General features: G+C 58.8%; 17 protein-coding genes. 5 read left to right on the forward strand and 12 right to left on the reverse strand.

The annotated features are described in order from the left end of the window. Nucleotides 1-4: 4 nt before the first annotated feature. Both ACMXX3_RS02260 and ACMXX3_RS02265 read left to right on the forward strand, forming a co-directional pair. The gene (locus ACMXX3_RS02260) at nucleotides 5-793 is read left to right on the forward strand and encodes a phosphatase (protein ID WP_421083185.1); all 789 of its coding nucleotides are present in this window, start codon (nucleotides 5-7) and stop codon (nucleotides 791-793) included. A 150-nt stretch (nucleotides 794-943) separates the two neighbouring features. Beyond that, the gene (locus ACMXX3_RS02265; protein ID WP_421083186.1) at nucleotides 944-2,416 is read left to right on the forward strand and encodes a sugar transferase; all 1,473 of its coding nucleotides are present in this window, start codon (nucleotides 944-946) and stop codon (nucleotides 2,414-2,416) included. Between the two features lie 56 nt (nucleotides 2,417-2,472). Here the strand turns inward: ACMXX3_RS02265 and ACMXX3_RS02270 are convergent, their stop codons facing one another. The 3 genes from ACMXX3_RS02270 to glmS all read right to left on the reverse strand — a co-directional run bounded on the left by ACMXX3_RS02270 (nucleotide 2,473) and on the right by glmS (nucleotide 5,847). After that, nucleotides 2,473-3,396, reverse strand: coding sequence for an ADP-dependent NAD(P)H-hydrate dehydratase (locus ACMXX3_RS02270; protein WP_421083187.1), 924 nt, complete (start codon nucleotides 3,394-3,396; stop codon nucleotides 2,473-2,475). Nucleotide 3,397: 1 nt separating this feature from the next. Further along, nucleotides 3,398-3,832: a holo-ACP synthase gene (locus ACMXX3_RS02275; protein WP_421083188.1), complete on the reverse strand. Its 435-nt coding sequence runs from the start codon at nucleotides 3,830-3,832 to the stop codon at nucleotides 3,398-3,400. A gap of 131 nt (nucleotides 3,833-3,963) precedes the next feature. Continuing rightward, nucleotides 3,964-5,847 carry a glutamine--fructose-6-phosphate transaminase (isomerizing) gene (gene glmS, locus ACMXX3_RS02280; protein WP_421083189.1) on the reverse strand — a complete coding sequence of 628 codons (1,884 nt, stop codon included), beginning with the start codon at nucleotides 5,845-5,847 and terminating at the stop codon, nucleotides 3,964-3,966. Between the two features lie 142 nt (nucleotides 5,848-5,989). Between glmS and coaA the strand changes: the two genes are divergently transcribed. From coaA to mscL, 3 genes are all read left to right on the forward strand, one after another. Next, entirely contained in the window at nucleotides 5,990-6,946 is a 957-nt protein-coding gene (gene coaA / locus ACMXX3_RS02285; RefSeq protein ID WP_421083190.1) for a type I pantothenate kinase, read from the forward strand. A 12-nt stretch (nucleotides 6,947-6,958) separates the two neighbouring features. After that, nucleotides 6,959-7,780, forward strand: coding sequence for a M15 family metallopeptidase (locus ACMXX3_RS02290; RefSeq protein WP_421083191.1), 822 nt, complete (start codon nucleotides 6,959-6,961; stop codon nucleotides 7,778-7,780). Between the two features lie 167 nt (nucleotides 7,781-7,947). Next, complete coding sequence (gene mscL / locus ACMXX3_RS02295; protein WP_421083192.1) at nucleotides 7,948-8,325, forward strand: large conductance mechanosensitive channel protein MscL; 378 nt, start codon at nucleotides 7,948-7,950, stop codon at nucleotides 8,323-8,325. 419 nt (nucleotides 8,326-8,744) lie between these two features. On the opposite strand, the gene ACMXX3_RS02300 is transcribed toward mscL, so the two are convergent. The 9 genes from ACMXX3_RS02300 to ACMXX3_RS02340 all read right to left on the reverse strand — a co-directional run bounded on the left by ACMXX3_RS02300 (nucleotide 8,745) and on the right by ACMXX3_RS02340 (nucleotide 18,976). After that, a complete protein-coding gene (locus ACMXX3_RS02300) occupies nucleotides 8,745-9,902 on the reverse strand; it encodes a mannitol-1-phosphate 5-dehydrogenase (RefSeq protein WP_421083193.1) in 1,158 nt (385 codons plus the stop codon). Nucleotides 9,903-9,904: 2 nt separating this feature from the next. After that, nucleotides 9,905-11,869: a PTS mannitol transporter subunit IICBA gene (locus tag ACMXX3_RS02305; protein ID WP_421083194.1), complete on the reverse strand. Its 1,965-nt coding sequence runs from the start codon at nucleotides 11,867-11,869 to the stop codon at nucleotides 9,905-9,907. 247 nt (nucleotides 11,870-12,116) lie between these two features. Further along, nucleotides 12,117-13,472 carry a phosphoglucosamine mutase gene (gene glmM / locus ACMXX3_RS02310; protein WP_421083195.1) on the reverse strand — a complete coding sequence of 452 codons (1,356 nt, stop codon included), beginning with the start codon at nucleotides 13,470-13,472 and terminating at the stop codon, nucleotides 12,117-12,119. A gap of 25 nt (nucleotides 13,473-13,497) precedes the next feature. Beyond that, nucleotides 13,498-14,598 carry a polyphosphate kinase 2 gene (ppk2, locus tag ACMXX3_RS02315; RefSeq protein WP_421083196.1) on the reverse strand — a complete coding sequence of 367 codons (1,101 nt, stop codon included), beginning with the start codon at nucleotides 14,596-14,598 and terminating at the stop codon, nucleotides 13,498-13,500. Nucleotides 14,599-14,856: 258 nt separating this feature from the next. After that, nucleotides 14,857-15,345, reverse strand: coding sequence for a 30S ribosomal protein S9 (gene rpsI, locus ACMXX3_RS02320; protein WP_135013062.1), 489 nt, complete (start codon nucleotides 15,343-15,345; stop codon nucleotides 14,857-14,859). A 35-nt stretch (nucleotides 15,346-15,380) separates the two neighbouring features. Further along, nucleotides 15,381-15,824, reverse strand: a complete 444-nt coding sequence (gene rplM / locus ACMXX3_RS02325; protein ID WP_135013063.1) for a 50S ribosomal protein L13 — start codon at nucleotides 15,822-15,824, stop codon at nucleotides 15,381-15,383. A gap of 271 nt (nucleotides 15,825-16,095) precedes the next feature. Then, nucleotides 16,096-17,058 carry a tRNA pseudouridine(38-40) synthase TruA gene (gene truA / locus ACMXX3_RS02330; protein WP_421083197.1) on the reverse strand — a complete coding sequence of 321 codons (963 nt, stop codon included), beginning with the start codon at nucleotides 17,056-17,058 and terminating at the stop codon, nucleotides 16,096-16,098. A 134-nt stretch (nucleotides 17,059-17,192) separates the two neighbouring features. Further along, on the reverse strand, nucleotides 17,193-17,882 hold the full coding sequence (gene rplQ, locus ACMXX3_RS02335; protein ID WP_237188203.1) for a 50S ribosomal protein L17: 690 nt from the start codon (nucleotides 17,880-17,882) through the stop codon (nucleotides 17,193-17,195). Between the two features lie 98 nt (nucleotides 17,883-17,980). Further along, nucleotides 17,981-18,976, reverse strand: a complete 996-nt coding sequence (locus ACMXX3_RS02340; protein WP_237188202.1) for a DNA-directed RNA polymerase subunit alpha — start codon at nucleotides 18,974-18,976, stop codon at nucleotides 17,981-17,983. Between the last annotated feature and the right edge of the window lie 28 nt (nucleotides 18,977-19,004).

The raw sequence follows: 19,004 nt of genomic DNA on the forward strand, positions 1-19,004 counted from the left end.
CCACATGACTTTTTCTATGTCCCGTGAAGAATTTGCCGCCTATCTCAACGCTTCGAAGATTACCGGTAATGTCGCCACTGCCCGGGAAAACAACCTGGCCCACATGCAGGGGTTTGTGGACGGCAACGAGCACCTAGAATTCGGCGTCACCTGGACCCGAGACTGGACCTTTGACCAGGTCTTTGACGTGATGGTTCGCCGCTGTGGCAACAATCCTGACCGCCAGCACCTTACCGGCCAGGACACCATCAGCGCTGAGCTCTGCATCGACGCACTGACTGAATACGCCGAACATTTTGGTCAGGCTGTCAGAGCCAAGAAGTCGATCCTCTTCGGCACCGGCCACCCTGCCGGGCTCTTCCCCATCTACGCCCACCTCGCTGCAGCAGCCCAGGCGGCCGGCGCGACCGTCCTCACCATTGAAGAGGGCGACAAGTTCCTGGACGGCGATATCCGCCAGATCTTCAAGGTGGTCATGTTTGAGCAGTACGGGAATCTGCAGCACACCCATTTCCCCGGCCCCATGAAAATCGCCCTTACCCAGCTAGAGGCCCGGGGCATCACCCCCGACCTGGTGGTCGCCGACCACGGCATGGCAGGTTTCGCAGCCTCCGCCGGTCTCCCAACCCTGGGCATTGCCGATTGCAACGACCCCGGCCTCTTCATTTCCAAGGAACAGGGGCAGATTCTGGTAGCTGTCCCCATGGATGACAATCTTCCTCCCCACCTCTACCAGCCCATCATCGATTTCATCCTTGATAAGGCAGGCCTAACCCCCGTCCTGTCAGCATAATTATTTTTGATGTGAAGCAAATTGCACTCTTGTATGCCCCGCCCAGATCCCCTAGGCAGGGTAGTATTTAAGCTGAATACACGGCAGTTTTGACCCCCTACCATTCGCACTTATTCCCTGGGGGCCATCTCTTGTCTTTAGGGGACACAAGTGAATGAAGAATACATAGAAGAGCGCTGGGCTGAAACTCGCAACCGGCGCACTTGGCACCGCAAACTTAAAGGTGCCCTTTACCTGGCGGACGTAGTTACCATCGCAGTAGCTATGGCGCTGAGCCACATCATTATTTTCGGCTTTGAAGACTCCCGAGTCTTCGGCCAGTTCGATTTGCCCTTCGGGTATGTGGGCACCGGCATCATCCTAGGGATTTCATGGCTCCTGGTTCTCACCCTGGCCAAGACCCGCAACATCCGCTACCTGGGCCACGGCACCGATGAGTACCGTCTGGTCGTCAAATCGACTACCTATTTTTACTGCTCCATCGCAATTTTTGCCTACCTCACCAAAATTGAGTTTGCCCGCGCCTACCTGCTGATCTCCTACCCGATGGGCATCGCCCTCTTGCTGCTGGCCCGCTGGTTGGTCCGCCGCTGGTTGGTCAAGGTCCGCAGCGAAGGCCGTTTGCTCTCCCGCGTCATGATTGTCGGCGACCTTGATTCTGGCAACCACCTCTACAACAACTTGATGGACGCCCAGGCCTCCGGCCTCAGCCCCGTCGCCGCCTACCTGCCCCGGGAACCCCACGGAACCCAGCTAGCTAACGGGGCTATCCCCACCCTGGGCTACTCCCCCGATGCCGCCCACGTCCTGGAGGTGGTGCGGGCCAACAATATCCATGCCGTTGCAGTCTCAACCGGCCACGGGCTGACCCCCACTGAGCTGCGCCGTCTGGGCTGGGCCCTGGCTGCTGCCCACGTCGCCCTGATTATGGCACCGGCCATGACCGACATTGCCGGCCCCCGCATCCACACCCAGCCCCTCTCCGGTATCCCCCTGATTCACGTCAGCACCCCCCGTCTGGAGGGCGTCCAGGCTATCTGCAAGCGGGCCATCGATGTGCTCGCCTCGGGCCTGGGCATTGTCCTCCTTTCCCCCCTCTTCCTGATCGTGGCAGCTATCGTCAAGTCAGATGGTGGCCCCATCTTTTTCTTCCAGGAGCGCGTTGGCTACCGGGGAACCTCCTTCCACATGATCAAGTTCCGTTCCATGGTCACTAACGCCGAGGAACTCAAAAAGGAGCTGATGGACCAGAACGAGGGCAACGGGGTGCTCTTTAAGATGGCTGATGATCCCCGTATTACCAAGATTGGTAAGTTTATCCGCAAGTACTCCATCGACGAGCTGCCCCAGTTGTGGAACGTCTTTGTGGGCGATATGTCCCTGGTGGGCCCCCGCCCGCCGCTGGAATCTGAAGTTGCCCTCTACGAGGAGGACGCCTACCGCCGCCTGCTGGTAAAGCCCGGCATTACCGGCCTCTGGCAGGTCTCAGGCCGTTCTGATCTTTCCTGGGAAGAATCCATCCGCCTTGACCTCTACTACGTTGAAAATTGGTCTGTCATGGCTGACATGATGATCCTGGTGCGGACGGTCCGTGCGGTCTTCGCTAAGGACGGCGCCTACTAGAATTTGACGGACTACAGGCCGGTTACCGTTAGTGGTAACCGGCCTGTGTCGTTGGTTTATTGTTCAAGAAATATGGCCACAGCCTCTGGGATCTTCTGGGCGACGAGAGTGGGTGGGGTCGGCCCAGATTTTCCGGCCCCGTGAACCAGCCCTGCTGCCTTCTGGTGAAGATAGACTGCCGCAGCAGCTAGCAGGGCATAATCAGTTGGTTGGCTCCCGGGGCGAAAATCTTCTGCCTGGTAGCGGGCTAGAAGAGCACCGAGTAAACCGGTCAGAGTATCTCCGCTTCCTGCTGTGGCCAGCCAATGGTTTTGGCCGGTGATCTGGAAAAGTTCACCGGTGGGGGTTGCAAAGATGGTTCTGCTGCCCTTGAGCAGGACGGTTGCCCCGGTTGCCCGTGCCAGCACGGCTGCATAGCGGGCAGGGTCGGCCTCCACCTCGGTGCGGGTCGGGGCCTCGCTGAATGCCCCGGGGCCTTCAGCCACTAAGGACGGGGCCAGCGCAGCTAGCCAGGTCAGGGCATCGACCGTTTCCCCAGCATGCGGGGTCAGGATATGGTGGGCCTGGAGCCTGAACCCATCGGCAACCAGGCGGGCCGTCAGGGTCACGGCTGTAGCATCCAGCACTGCCGGCAGGCCCGTGCCGATGACAGTGATAGCCTCGGCCTCCCGGGCCTCGCCCACCAGCCCTGACCCAAGAGCCCAGGCGTCCACGCGCAGGTTCTCCGGCTCCCCCACCGTGCAGACTGCCTCAGGCACGCTCAGCTGGACCTGAAAATTGAGGGAGGGGGCTCCGGCAAACCGCACCATGCCGACTCCGGTATTGACAGCTGCCCGGGCAGACATCAGGGCCGCTCCGGGGTAGGTATCGCTACCGGTGAGCAGGCCCAGCACCCCGCGGGTGTACTTATGGGAGGCAGCGGTGGGGGCGGTGACATAGCGCTGAAAATCCCAGTAGATTAGTTCTTTCGGAGTGTCCATCTTATTTTTCCTCCTCCTCACAGGGTTCCAGCAGTCCCCGGCCCAGGGGATCGATCTGCATAAGCCTGATGACTTCGTCTTTACTGAGGTGTTCAGCCAGCACGGTTGCGGTGGCAAGAGGCTCATCGTGGCTCATGGTCAGGTGAAGACGGTTGATTCCTAGTTCTGTTGCCCGGGCAGCAACGGTCCCCCGCACGACCAGGTAGGGGGCCCCGTCCTGATCTTTTTCAACCCAGCAATCGTGCCAGGACATACCTGCCGGAGCCCGCAGGGCCTTAGCCAGAGCCTCTTTCGCAGCAAAACGGGCAGCTAGGGAGCGGACGGGCAGCCCCCGCTCCCCCGGCACAAAAAGCCGCTCCAGCAGGGCCGGGGTGCGCTCAAGCAGGGCTGCGAATCGCTCTATATTGACGACGTCCGTGCCGGTACCAATAATCACGGCGGCTTCTCCTTTATCCCGGTGCCTGTTGGAAGAGGTCTTCGGCTCATTCTACGCCCCTGTTGAGGGAGACAAAAAGGACCCCGTACCTTGATAGGGCACGGGGTCCTCCTGTCTTTACGACAAGCGCTTTACTCGACGGTTACTGACTTAGCCAGGTTACGGGGCTGGTCAACGTCGTAGCCCTTGGCATGAGCCACTGAGCAGGCAAAAATCTGCAGGGGCACAGTGGAGAGCAGGGGCTGGAGCAGGCTGGGTGAGGAAGGAATGCGGATGATGTGATCTGCGTGTTCCTCAACAGCGGTGTCGCCCTCTTCAGCAATCACGATGGTCACTGCACCGCGAGCGCGGACTTCCTGGATGTTAGATACAACCTTGGAGTGCAGGGAATCGCGGCCGTTGGGTGAGGGGACGATGACGAAGATGGGCTGGCCTTCTTCCACCAGGGCGATGGGGCCGTGCTTGAGCTCGCCAGCTGCGAAACCTTCGGCGTGCAGGTAGGCGATTTCCTTGAGCTTGAGGGCGCCTTCCATGGCTACGGGGAAGCCAACGTGGCGGCCCAGGAAGAGCACGGACTTGGCGTCCTTCATGGAGGTGCCGAGGTCCTTGACCTGCTGCTCGTTGTCAATGACGGCCTGGATCTTCTCGGGCATCTTCTGCAGTTCTTCAAGGATGGAACGGATTTCGTCCTTGAACATGTTGCCGCGCAGCTGGGCCAGGTAGAGGCCGAGCAGGTAGGCGGCAGCGATCTGGGAGAGGAAGGCCTTGGTGGAGGCAACAGCGATTTCGGGGCCCGCGTGGGTGTAGAGCGCTGCGTCTGCTTCGCGGGGCAGGGTAGAGCCGTTGGTGTTACAGATAGAAACAACCTTGGCGCCCTGTTCCTGGGCGTGGCGGACGGCCATGAGGGTATCCATGGTTTCGCCGGACTGGGAGAGGGCTACTACCAGGGTCTTCTCATCGACGATGGGATCGCGGTAGCGGAACTCGTGGGCCAGTTCGACCTCGGTGGGAATACGGCACCAGTGTTCGATGGCGTAGCGGGCGACCTGGCCTGCGTAGGCTGCAGTACCACAGGCTACGACGATGATCTTGTTGACAGAACGCAGGATAGAGTCGTCAATCTTGAGCTCGTCCAGGGTCAGGTTGCCCTTTTCGTCCAGGCGGCCGAGCAGGGTGTCACGGACGGCGGCGGGCTGTTCGTGGATTTCCTTTTCCATGAAGGAATCAAAGCCACCCTTTTCGACGGCTGCGGCGTCCCATTCGATGGTGAATTCCTTGCCGTGGGCGGGGAAGCCCTCGAAGTCGATGATGGAGTAGTCGCTGCCGGTGATGGTTACGATCTGATCCTGGCCCATTTCGACTGCCTTCTTGGTGTAGTCGATGAAGCCGGAGACGTCTGAACCCAGGAAGTTTTCGTTCTCGCCCAGGCCGATGACCAGGGGTGAGTTGCGGCGGGTTGCTACGACGCGGTCGGGGCAGTCTACGTGGGTGGCCAGGATGGTGAAGGCACCTTCGAGGCGGTTTGAAGCCTGACGGACGGCCTCGGTGAGGTCCTTCTTCTCCAGCTTGTTGTAGATGGAGGCGATCAGGTTGGCTGCGATTTCAGTGTCGGTTTGGGACTTGAATTCGACGCCTTCTTCAACCAGTTCTGCACGCAGTTCTGCGAAGTTTTCGATAATGCCGTTGTGGACGACGGCCAGGCGGCCGTTGTCGACGACGTGGGGGTGAGCGTTGTTGTCGGTGGGGCCACCGTGGGTAGCCCAGCGAGTGTGACCAATGCCGATAGTGGTTTCAGGAAGGGGGTTAGCTGCTACTTCTGCTTCGAGGTTGGCTAGCTTGCCTGACTTCTTTCGGAATTCGATGCCATTGTCACCGATGAGGGCGACGCCAGCTGAGTCATAGCCGCGGTATTCCTGGCGGCGCAAACCTTCGAGAACCACATCATATGCGGTATGGTCAAATTTCTTACCGTCTGCGGCAGTGCCGAGACTTACGTATCCTACGATTCCACACATAAATGTCATATTACAGGCATAGACAGGTAGAGGGCTGAGGTGAACTTGACGCGTTGGCCACAGTGTCGCGATTGAGGGTTTTTTTCTAGACAGCACTTTGTCACAATAGACCCGCTACTTGGTGCCCCGTAGACTGGGGTGAATGAGTACCACCCCGCCTCAACCGAAGCTTTCCCCCTTTCGGGAGCTTGATCGAGAAACCTGGTCCCGCCTGGCCCAGGAGATTTCTGTACCCTTGACCGAGGATGAGGTCGCCCAGCTGCGCGGTTTGGGTGACACAATTGACCTGGATGAGGTCAGCCAGGTCTACCTCCCGATTTCTCGCCTCTTGAATCTGTATGTTGATGCAGCAACCCATACCAACCGGGTCACGGACGATTTTTTGGGTATGAGCGGCCAGCGGGTTCCTTTCATCATTGGGGTGGCTGGCTCGGTGGCAGTGGGCAAGTCGACAACAGCCCGTGTCCTGCAGGAGCTGCTTCGCCGCTGGCCCTCGACCCCCAACGTCCAGCTGGTGACAACCGATGGCTTCCTCTACCCCAACCGCGTCTTGGAAGAGAGGGGGCTTATGGGCCGGAAGGGCTTTCCTGAGTCATACGACCGCCGGGCCCTGCTCCGCTTTGTTTCTGAGGTAAAGTCTGGTGCCCCGCTTGTTACCGCCCCTAAGTATTCCCATCTGTACTACGACATCATTGAGGGTGAGCGTATCGAGGTGACCAGCCCTGATGTCTTGATTGTTGAGGGTTTGAATGTTCTTGCTCCGGCCAAGTTAGGGGCTGATGACAATTCAGCGTTGAGCCTGGCTGATTTTTTTGATTTCTCTATCTATGTCGATGCCTCTACCCGGGATATTGAGTCCTGGTATGTGCAGCGGTTTTTGAAGTTGCAACAATCGGCTTTCACCAATCCCCATTCCTACTTCCGCCGGTACGCCGACCTTTCCCAGGAGGCTGCGGTGGAACTGGCCTTGAGCATTTGGCGGTCCATTAACGAACCTAACCTGCGGGAGAACGTCCGCCCCACCCGGAGCCGGGCCCAGCTGATTCTGCAAAAATCCCATGACCATAAGATCCGTAAAGTCTTGCTCCGCAAGCATTAGGTAAAGACTCCCATGACTTTTTCTACCCGTACCCGCCTTCTAGCTCCGCTCTGCGCCCTCACCGTGGGCCTGGTAGCCTGTGGCCAGGCTGAGGACGGCACCTCCCCCGCCCCATCGCCCCCGCCAGCTTCTGCGGGGGCGGCCTCCCCATCAGACCAGGCCACCCCGATCGATGAGGCCGCCGGTTCCAGCCAGGCCCCTACCAGCCAGGCGCCCACGGCAAGCCCTCTACCTTCTGCTGGAAGCGGGGCTACCCGGCGTCCTGCAGATATCAGCTCACCTGACTCACTGACGGTTTTGGTCAATAAACAAAACCCCCTCAATCCGATTACTTATGCCCCAGCCGACCTGGTGCCGGTGGGGTCCGTACAGTTACGGGCTGAGGCTGCAGAAGCAGCTGAGCGCATGATGGCAGCAGCTGCTGCTGACGGTGCCCCCATGTTTACGGTCAGCGGTTTCCGCTCCTATGAAACCCAGCAGGGCACCTATTCCACCTGGGTAGCCCAGCAGGGGCAAGAGTATGCTGATACCGCCTCTGCCCGCCCCGGCTATTCGGAGCACCAAACCGGCCTTGCCATTGACATTGGAACTGGCACAGGGTGCGACCTTCAACCCTGTTTCAAGGACACGGCAGCAGCCATGTGGGTAGCAGACCATGCTCACGAGTACGGGTTTGTAGTGCGCTATCCCTGGTGGCACCATGAAACAACGGGCTACTGGTACGAATCCTGGCACCTGCGTTTCATTGGGGTTGAAGAAGCGATGGCCTTCAAACAATCTGGGTTTGCCACCCTGGAGGAGTTTTGGGGCACAGGGCCCGCCCCCACCTACTAGGCCAAGGCTTAGCACCGATAAACAAGGCGTTCCAGGCGCCTCTGACAGGCTAAATGTGTGATACACCTTAAGTCGCTTATACCGTGTGAGCAAGCCCACCGCTTTTTGCCCTTCTTTCTTTGTGTGGGGGTCTTTTCTCTGGGCTGAAAACCGGTATTCTTGAACTCATGCTTAGTGGATTTAAAGATTTCATCACTCGCGGCAATGTCATCGACCTCGCAGTAGGTATGATCATTGGCACCGCTTTCACCGCCGTTGTTAACGCTCTGGTTAATTCCGTCCTGATGCCCGCCATCTCCATGATGGTTGGCTCCCCCTCCTTCGACGAATTCCTCGTCTTCGGTGATATCAAGATTGGCGTCTTCCTGACCGCAGTTGTTAACTTCCTGCTGATTGCTGCTGCAGTTTACTTCTGCATCGTTATGCCCATCAACAAGTTCAACGAAGCTCGCGCTGCCAAGCTCGGCCTCGAAGACGAAGTTGAAGAAGAAGATCCCCAGGTTGCCCTCCTCAAGGAGATCCGCGACGCCCTGGCCAGCAAGTAATCTTCCTGCTTTAGACTCAAAGCACAAGCCCCGGCGGAAACACCGGGGCTTTCCTTATACCTAGGCAGGTTTTTACTTTTGCTGCAGCTACCCACTAAGGCACCGGCTAGCCCCCTGCCAATCCTTACTCGGTGCTCTCTCACCCCGGCAAGACATTCGCCCCTGACAAGCCTTGTTAGCCCCTGCCTAGAGCCGCAGGTAGCCCCTGACAAGCCATGTTAGCCCCCTGCCTGGCCGCAGGTAGCCCCCCCCCTAATCTGGCTGCCTCTCTCAAGCTCCGCCTGTCTGAGCCAGCCCTGGTGATAAAAGCAACCGGCCCGGCTCCCCTACCTGAGAGGTAGGTGAGCCGGGCCGAGTACGTCCTGCCTTCTTCCTGCCCTGCCAGTGGGCAGACAGGGAACTACAGGAAGAGCTAGGGCTTAGGCTGCCAGTCGAGCCTCAACCTGGGCCAGGAGGCCAGCGAAGAGGGGGTGGTCGGCAGTGAGGCCGGTGAGCTCCTGGGTAAGCTCAGCTGCAGACTTCTGCCCGGAGCGGGCAGAAGCCAGAAGGGCCTGAAGTTCAACGGACTCAGGATCCTCAGCAACGTCAAATTCCAAGAGGGCCCCGACGGTGGCCAACAGGGCGTCGGTCGGACGACCCATCTCTGCCAGTTCAGCAGCCGGGCCAATAAACCGCTCGTTGCGGGAAATCTTCCGCAGCGGGGAGCGGCCAACGCGCTCAGTGGTATCGGGCAGATCCGGGTTAGCGAAGCGGGCCAGGATCTTCTCGACATAGGCCTGCTGGACCTCGGGCTCAAAACCAAACTTGCGAACGATCAGGTCCTTGGTTTCAGCCAGGGTTGCCTCCACCTTGGCGCGGATCTCCGGCACCTCCAGGGCATCGGAGAGCTTAGAGATCCCAGCCTGCTGGCCAAAGTAGGCGGTGGTGGCGTGGCCGGTATTGACCGTAAAGAGCTTACGGGTGATGTAGGGGGCAAGGTCCTCTACCCAGGTTGCCCCGGGAATCTCAGGAATGTCCTGGCCGAAGGGGCCGGTCTCTACTGCCCACTCGTAGTAGTTCTCAACGGTTACATCGAGGCCCTGGCCGGGGGCCTGGTTGGGCACGATACGGTCTACAGCGGTGTTGGCGAAGATAGCGACAGAGTCAGCTTCAGGGAAGTGCTTGCGGACTTCCTCAGCCAGGCCGTCGGTGGCGTTGATAGCGTTTTCGCAGGCCATGATGGCCACCTTACCGGCAACTCCCCGTTCGGCCCGGAGCTTGAGGCCGTCAGCAATATTGACGGCAACGAATTTGAGTACGGTGGGGCCAACGGCGGTGGTCACGACGTCAGCGGTTGCGATTTCTTCAGCCAGGGCCTGGGGATTCTCAGCTGAGTTGATACCGCGAAAGTGAGTGATGGTCAGGTCCTTGGGATCGTGACCGACTTCGTGGACGGTGTAGGTGTCCTGCTCATTGAGGGCGTCAATGAGGGGGGCGGCGACGTCCGAGAAGACCAGCTCGTAGCCGGCCTCATTTAGGATGACGCCAACGAAGCCACGGCCAATGTTGCCGGCCCCGAAGTGTACTGCCTTCTTCATGGTTAGTTGACCTTTCCAAAGATCTCGAGGATTTCCTCTGCGGTGGTAGCCGCTTCAAGCTGGGCTACAGATTCCTTCTTGGAGAAAATCTTAGCAACCTTCTGGAGCAGTTCCAGGTGGGTTCCACCTGCCCCGGCGATACCGATAACGAAGTTGACGGGCTTGCCGCTCCAGTCGATGGGTTCGGCCAGGCGGATGAAGCTCATGGCTGAGCTATGGATGGCGTCCTTCGCTTCGTTGGTGCCGTGGGGAATGGCCAGGCCGTTCCCCATGTAGGTGGAGACGGAGGCTTCACGTTCGTGCATAGCAGCCCGGTAGCTGTCGTCAACCTTGCCGGTGGCGACGAGCAGGTCACCTGCCTGGTTGATAGCGTCGGCCCGGTCTGCGGCAGTTGCGTTCAGGACGATGGTGCCCAGGGTCAGCACCTGCTCTTCGGTAGCAACGGCGGCAGGGGTAGCGGGTGCCTCGCTGGCGGGGGCCGGGGTAGCTTCACCTGCGTGCTGGGAGCGGATCATTTCAACGATCTCGTCGTAGCGCGGGGAGTTCATGAAGTTATCGACGGCAACGTGGATGGCGCTGGGGGTGGGGGTAGCGGCCCGGTCTGCCAGGTCCTGGTGGGAGACCAGTAGGTCGTACTCGTCCTTCAGGTTGCTGATTGCGCTGTTGGTGACGGTAACGCGGTCGCCGAAGCCGGCGTCCTTAATCTTGTTGCGCAGAACTGAGGCGCCCATGGCTGATGAGCCCATACCGGCGTCGCAGGCAAAGACGATGGTGCGGATTTCCTGGTTCTTGTTGGCGGTTGCAAAAGCAGCGGCAACGGAGGACTTCTTGCCCTTCATCTCTTCCATCTTGGCAGCGGCTGCAGACAGGTCATCTTCACCCTGCTTGGAGAACTTGAGGATTGCTGAGGCGATCAGGAAGGACACCAGGGTGGCAGCGAATACGCCCAGGTAGATCTTGAAGTGGTCGCCCTCAGCAGCAACAGCAGTGATGGCAAGGATAGAGCCAGGGGCTGAAGCTGAGGTCAGGCCGACGTTCAGGGTCATGAAGGTGAAGGTGCCGGTCATACCGCCTGCGATAGCGGCGATGATCAGCTGGGGCTTCATGAGGACGTAGGGGAAGTAGATTTCGTGGATACCGCCGAAGAAGTGGATGAGGGCTGCACCGGGGGCGGTTGCCTTAGCTGAGCCACGGCCGAAGAAGCAGTAGGCCAGCAGGATACCCAGGCCGGGGCCGGGGTTGGCTTCCAGCAGGTAGAGAATCGACTTGCCCTGTTCCAAGGCCTGGGCGGTGCCCAGGGGGGTGATAATGCCGTGGTTGATAGCGTTGTTGAGGAAGAGGACCTTGGCCGGCTCAATGAGCAGGGCGGTCAGGGGCAGCAGGCCGGTGGAGACCAGCCAGTTAACAGCGGCTTCCGCCCCTGCTGAGAAGGCCCGCATGACGGGGGTCAGCAGGAACATGGATCCCAGGGCTGCAATGACAGCAAAGATACCGGCAGAGAAGTTATTGACCAGCATTTCAAAGCCGGGCTTGATCTTGCCGTCCCAGAGGCCGTCCAGCTTCTTCATGCACCAGGCAGCCAGGGGGCCAACGACCATAGCGCCCAGGAACATGGGGGAACCGCCGGCTTCGCCGACGAAGAGGGCATCGCTGGAGCCCATGATGACGCCCATGGTTGCGGTAGCGCCGACGACACCGCCGCGGTGGTCGTAGATGATTTTACCGCCGGTGTAGGCGATCAGGATGGGCAAAAGGTAGAAGACCATGGGGCCGACCATGGTTGCGACCAGGGCGCTAAAGTCGGTCAGGCCCGGGAAGTACTTGGGCACAAGGCCCTTGGGGATAAAAAGGGCAGTGATGATACCCCAGGCGATCAGAGCGCCGATGTTGGGCATAATCATGCTCGATAGGAAGGTGCCAAACTTCTGCACGCGCACGCGCAGGCTTGGAGTCTGAGTCTCAGCCATTGAGTCCTTCTTCGTGTAGTTGCGTTTGTGTATTAAAAAATGCCCCCAGAATTGTGCCGACGATGGCGCTCTGGGAGCAATTCATGTTCAGTTTACCCCGTCTCTAACCTGTCGGACAGGTTTTCTCCCCGTCCGAGGTTTGCCTAATTTCTCACATCTTTTGGATAGGTTCAGGGCGTTTGTTCTTCCGACAGGTAAGGGGCCCTGATACTTCTTATCAGGGCCCCTTGGGGAAAGTTTTTAACCGTTAGATGGCTAGTTCACGGGCTACAACATCGGCCAGGGCCTGGGCTGTAGCATCTGCTACCTCCTGGGTCGCAGCCTCTACCATGACGCGAACCAGGGGCTCAGTGCCCGAGGGACGCAAAAGGACTCGACCGGTGTCACCCAGCTGGGCCTCGGCGTCCTTAATCGCTTCCTGGAGCGGCACGCAAGTTGCTACGCCAGCACGATCTACGCCCTTGACGTTAATCAGCTTCTGGGGGGTTGCCTGCATACGGTTGGCCAGCTCAGATAGGGGCAGGCCGGTTCGGGCTACCTCAGCGGCCAGGTGCAGACCGGTCAGCACGCCGTCACCGGTGGTTGCGTGGTCTGACATAATCACATGGCCAGACTGCTCACCACCTAGGTTAAAGCCGTTCTTGTTCATGGATTCCAGCACATAGCGGTCACCCACTGAGGTACGCTCCAGCTTAATGCCGTGCTCTTTGAGGAAGAGTTCTAGGCCCAGGGAGGACATGACGGTAGCTACCAGGGTATCGTCCTTGAGGGTTCCTGCTTCCTTCATCTGCAGGGCCAGAATGGACATAATCTGGTCGCCGTCTACCAGGTTGCCCTGCTCGTCCACCGCCATGCAGCGGTCAGCGTCACCATCGTGGGCAATACCCAAATCAGCGCTGTGCTTCAGGACGGCTTCCTGCAGCTTCTCAGGGTGGGTTGAGCCGACGCCGTCGTTGATATTTACGCCATCGGGGTCAGCACCAATAACAAAGACCTTGGCGCCCAGGGCGTGGAAAGCATCGGGCGACACTCCGGAGGCAGCACCGTTGGCACAGTCCAGAACAACCTTCAGACCGTTAAGACGGCGGTGCTCAGGCATGGTTGACATCAGGTGGGTGACGTAGCGGTCTTCACCATCAGTCAGGGGCCGGACGCGGCCGACCTCGCCATGGGTGGGGAAACGGAAGTCCTTCGAGCGGTAGAGCTCTTCAATAGCATCTTCCAGGGCGTCGTCAAGCTTCTTACCGCCTCGGGCCAGGAACTTGATGCCGTTATCTTCTGCCGCATTGTGGGAGGCAGAAATCATCACACCGAAATCAGCGCCGGTGCTGGCAACCAGGTAGGCAGCTGCCGGAGTTGGAACCATACCGGCGTCGAGCACGTCAACGCCTGAGGCCGCGAATCCGGCGGTCATAGCTGCACCGATGAACTCACCGGAAATCCGGGAGTCATGGGCGATGACAGCCTTGGGGCGGGTACCTTCATTTACCGTATTGAACCCAAGGACGATGGACGCGGCCTGCGCTAGCTCCATAGCCAGGGCAGGAGTAATTACATCGTTAGCGAGGCCGCGAACACCGTCGGTTCCGAATAATCTAGTCATTACAGATTATTCTAACTGCTGGGTACTACTTTTCTTCGCGCAGAACAGGGAAACCTTCAGGGTTTTCCGGCACATCATCTTCCAGTACATCTGATCCCTTGCCAACAATCAGGGGATCGGTGGAACCAACGAGGGCATGATCCTTGTTGGGGTAGTCGAACTGGCCCAAAACGTGCCGCATAGCTTCCAGGCGGGCCCGCTTCTTGTCATTGGACTTCACAACAGTCCAGGGGGCATCGCCGGTGTCAGTGTAGAAGAACATAGCTTCCTTGGCGGCGGTGTAGTCATCCCACTTATCCAGGGAGGCAAGGTCGGTCGGTGAGAGCTTCCACTGGCGGACGGGGTCGGTGCGGCGGGCGTTGAAACGGGCCAGCTGCTCGGCGCGGGTGACAGAGAACCAGAACTTGATGAGCTTGACACCGGAGTTCACGAGCATACGTTCCAGATCGGGTACTTCGCGCATGAATTCGTAGTACTGCTGGGAGGTGCAGTAGCCCATGACGCGCTCAACACCGGCCCGGTTGTACCAGGAGCGGTCCATGAGTACGATTTCGCCGCCGGAGGGCAGGTGCTGGATGTAGCGCTGGAAGTACCACTGGGTCTGTTCAATATCGGTGGGCTTCTCCAGGGCCACCACTCGGGCACCACGGGGGTTCAGGTGCTCCATGAAGCGCTTAATGGCGCCGCCCTTACCTGCTGCATCTCGGCCCTCAAAAATGATAAGGACCTTCTGGCCGGTCTCCTTAATCCACAGCTGCAGCTTCAACAGCTCAATCTGCAGGGCCCGCTTTTCCTTCTCGTATTCCTTGCGGGAAAGCTTCTTGTCGTAAGGGTAGCCAGCCTTCCAGGCGTCTGACTTTTCACCGCCATCGCCTGCGAGCTTCTTGGTCAGGGATGAGATTTCATCAAGCTCAGCTGAGTAGTCTTCAACGACGGAGACGCGACGGGCTTCCTTAGTCAGGGCCGCTTTGACGGCTTCCTTCTTGGGATCAACAGGCTTGGCCTCGACCTCTACACCGGCCTGGGTTTCAGTAGCTTCCTTGCTCTGAGCCTCAGCTTCGGCAGCTGCTGCCTTGGTGGCCGAAGCGGTTGACCGGGTTGCACGAGTGGTGTTCGAAGATGCCATGGGCACCCTTTCTCTTGTGTAATGTTGCCACCACTATTCTAGAACCACTTTGTGGTTTATCCCACTGTTACACCGGTTTTGACCCTAACCAGCGCCCCCTCTCCCCCGGCCCAGGCAGTTGGGCTGGGGCGTCCTTGTGATCCCCACCCTTGCCGCCCCAGGGCCGATTTTTGGCCAGCAGGACGAAAGCGCCCCACTCCCGAAATAACGGGAGTGGGGCGCTTGCAAAGAGGTCCAGGCAAAGCCCAGTTCGAAAGCTTAGCGCTTGGAGAACTGTGAGGCCTTGCGTGCCTTCTTAAGACCAGCCTTCTTACGCTCGATAACACGGGCGTCGCGGGTCAGGAAGCCTGCCTTCTTCAGGGCGGGGCGGTTGTTCTCAGCGTCGATCTCGTTCAGGGCACGAGCAACGCCAAGACGCAGAGCGCCAGCCTGGCCGGAGGGGCCGCCGCCTGAGATACGGGCGAAGACGTCGTAGGCGCCTTCGAGTTCAAGCAGCTTGAAGGGGTCGTTTACTTCCTGCTGGTGCAGCTTGTTGGGGAAGTAGTTGTCGAGCTCGCGACCGTTGACGGTCCACTTGCCGGTACCGGGTACCAGACGGACGCGGGCAACGGCTTCCTTGCGACGACCAACAGCCTGGCCACCAACGGTCAGGGCGGGGCGGGCAGCCTTTTCAGCAACGGGTGCTGAAGACTCGGAAGTGTAGCTGGTGAGCTCTTCTTCGGTGGTGTACTCTTCGTTCTGAGCCACGATGTCTCCTTTAATAGTTCTTTCGTAGGCCCGAATTACTGGGCAACCTGGGTGAATTCGTAGGTCTTGGGCTGCTGAGCTGCATGGGGGTGCTCAGAACCTGCGTAAACCTTGAGGTTCTTGAGCTGCTGGGCAGCCAGCTTGTTCTTGGGGAGCATGCCCTTGACAGCCTTTTCTACGGCACGAACGGGGTTGGTTTCCAACAGTTCGGCGTAGTTAACTGACTTCAGACCACCGGGGTAACCGGAGTGGCGGTAGGCACGCTTCTGCTCAAGCTTGGCACCGGTCAGTGCAACCTTTTCAGCGTTGATGATGATGACGGAGTCACCCATGTCAACGTGGGGTGCGAAGGTGGGCTTGTGCTTGCCGCGCAGCAGGATTGCGGTCTGGCTTGCGAGACGGCCGAGAACAACGTCAGAGGCATCGATGATGTGCCACTGGCGGTTGTTGTCGCCTGACTTCGGAGTGTAAGTGCGCAAAATTTCGCCTTTTCTCGTTTCTTGTAGCGCTAGTTGGGTATCGCGCTGGTTTACCTAGGTGCGTTATCGCAGGGTTTGGGTGAGGGCCAAACACATCTGCGCTACTGAACCCCTCAGACCTCTTGTTCCCCGTTATTGTCCTGCAACTAGACCGAAGAACAGGGTACGAAATGAGGGCAGTAAACGCACAACGTATGAAACTATACCCAACTCTGGGGCTTTAAGCCAGGTATAAAGTCCTTAAACTTAGCTGGTTTGACCGACCTCACCTTTAAATCACAGGCTTGTGATTTATGGGGCTCTCAGGGAGGCTTCTGAGGTTGCGGGCTTTTTCGCTTTGGGCCGCATAGCCGGACGCCTCGGGGTAGGTGATAGAGGCCAGGGCCAGACCGCGCGGAGCAGCGAGACGTACCTGGGAATCGCGCACCGGGGCGGTAATACGGGAGATGAGCCAGGCTTCGTCCTTACTCCCCTCCCCCACCAGCACAAGTGAAGCGATGAGAGTACGCACCATGTTATGGCAGAAGGCATCTGCCCGGATCCTTGCCTCAACAAGTCCATCTTCTCGCCGTTCAAAACTCAGTTCCCGCAATTCACGGATGGTAGTTGAGCCCTCCCGGGGCTTGCAGAAGGAAAGGAAGTCATGAAGCCCCAGCAAATTGCCAGCGGCTGCGTTCATGAGGGTTAGGTCAAGTTCTTTATTAACCTGCCAGGCTATCAATCTGTTGAGGGGGTTAGAACCTACCTCGTCCTGGCCATCCTCAATGAGGTAGCGATATGAACGCTCCAGGGCCGAAAAGCGGGCATCGAAGCTCACCGGAACCTCGGCTACCTCCGCGATAGTTATTGCCTTTTGCAGATAGCCCTGGAGTTTAGCCGGGATGCCGAGTTCACTCTCTGCATCTGCCAAAGCCCGGCTGAGGGCCCCCCGAAGTTTGCGCCGCAAAGACCTTGCCGGGGTGTCAGGGCTTCTGCCAGGTAGTTTCTCCCAGGTGTCCCGGGGAACATCACAGTGCACTACCTGGTGCAGGGCATGAACTCCGGCGTCGGTACGTCCTGCCACCGTCGTGTAGACGGGGTGGCGGAAAATGAGGGCCAGAGCTCCTTCCAGGACCCCCTGCACCGTCACCAAACCCGGCTGTTTTGCCCAACCAGAGAAGGGGCCACCGTCGTAGGCGAAGTCGATGCGTACCCGTATTTGTGGTTGGTAGAGTTTCTGCTCGGTTTCGGTCATGGGTCTCCTGGCTTCTTGCCTATGCTGGTAGGTTGAGCTTATTGCTTGTCATACTTTACCGCTATTTGGCAGAAAAGCGGCCCTTCCCACAATAGGGGAAGAGCCGCTCTTCTATTACTCAGTAGCTACTGTGATTAGTCTTCTGAGATGGTCTGTGCTGCTGCACCACCGGCAGGTGCGTAACCTGCTGCTTCAGCTGATTCCTTGGTGTCGAACCAGATTTCAGCCTGGGTGTTTGCGTACCAGCGTGAACCGGGGACGTGGTACTTCATGGAGTCAGCGTTACCCTTGATTTCGAAGCCCTCAGGAGCTTCGCCGTTCTCGGTTGCTGCGTGTGCGCCTGCGGGCAGTTCAGAGGTTGCGGCTGCTGCCTTGGTCTCTTCTGCTGCGGGTGCGGTTGCTTCTTCCTTGACTGCTGCGGTTTCAGCTACCTTGGTAGCTTCGGTTACAGCAGCTGCGGTTGCAACGGGTTCCATGACCAGTTCGATAACTGCCATGGGGGCGTTGTCGCCCTTGCGGTTACCGATCTTGGTGATGCGGGTGTAGCCACCGGGACGCTCGGCCATTGCAGGAGCAATGACGGTGAAGAGCTCGTGGACTACGGACTTGTTACCGATGGAGCGCAGGACGCGGCGGCGAGCGTTGAGGTCACCCTTCTTTGCGAAGGTGATCAGGCGCTCAGCGACGGGGCGCAGACGCTTTGCCTTGGTAACGGTGGTGGTGATGCGCTTGTGCTCGAAGAGCTGCTGAGACAGGTTGTTCAGCATGATGCGCTCATGGGTCGGTGATCCGCCGAGGCGGGGACCCTTAGTGGGAGTAGGCATAATTTATTCTCCTGGTAAGCCGTTCCTTACTGCCTCACGGCAGGGGAACCAAAGATATTTGACTGGTGTAACGCTGTACTGCGTTGACTGCCGGTGTCTTAGTAGTCGCTACCGTAGCTGTCGTCGTCCTGCAGGCGGGCTGAAAGGTCCATACCGGCGGGTGAGTCCTTGAGGGACAGGCCCAGCTCGGTGAGCTTTGCCTTGACTTCGTCGATGGACTTGGCACCGAAGTTGCGGATGTCCATGAGGTCTGCTTCGCTACGGGTCACGAGTTCACCCACGGTGTGGATGCCTTCGCGCTTGAGGCAGTTGTAGGAGCGGACGGTCATGTCCAGGTCTTCGATGGGCAGAGCCAGGTCTGCGGCCATTGACTCGTCAGCGGGTGACGGGCCAACTTCGATACCTTCAGCGGCGGTGTTGAGTTCGCGGGCCAGGCCGAAGAGCTCAACGAGGGTGTTGCCTGCTGATGCGACTGCGTCGCGGGGAGCAATTGCTTCCTTGGTTTCGACGTCCAGGGTAAGGGAGTCGAAGTCGGTGCGCTGCTCAACACGGGTTGCGCTGACGCGGAAGGTGACCTTCAGAACGGGTGAGTAGATGGAGTCAACCGGGATACGGCCGATCTCTGCATCGCCTGACTTGTTCTGAGCTGCTGATACGTAGCCGCGGCCACGTTCGATGGTCAGTTCTGCGTTGAAGTTCGCGCGGTTGTTGAGGGTTGCGATGTGGAGGTCCGGGTTGTGGATCTCGACGCCTGCAGGCACCTCGATGTCGGCGGCGGTCAGTTCACCTTCGCCCTGCTTACGCAGGTAGGCGACAACGGGTTCGTCGTTCTCTGATGAGATGGAGAGCTTCTTGATGTTCAAGATGATCTCGGTGACGTCCTCGGTCACGCCTTCTACAGTGCTGAATTCGTGCAGCACACCGTCGATGCGGATGCTGGTAACAGCGGCACCGGGGATGGATGAGAGAAGGGTGCGACGGAGGGAGTTACCCAGGGTGTAGCCGAAGCCGGGTTCGAGGGGCTCGATGGTGAAGCGTGAACGGTTTTCCGATACGTGTTCTTCACGCAGGATGGGGCGCTGTGCAATGAGCACTATGTTTCCTTTCGGTGAGCATCCGCTA

The sequence above is a fragment of the Rothia nasimurium genome (assembly GCF_049068285.1).
Taxonomy (GTDB): Bacteria; Actinomycetota; Actinomycetes; order Actinomycetales; family Micrococcaceae; genus Rothia; species Rothia nasimurium_I.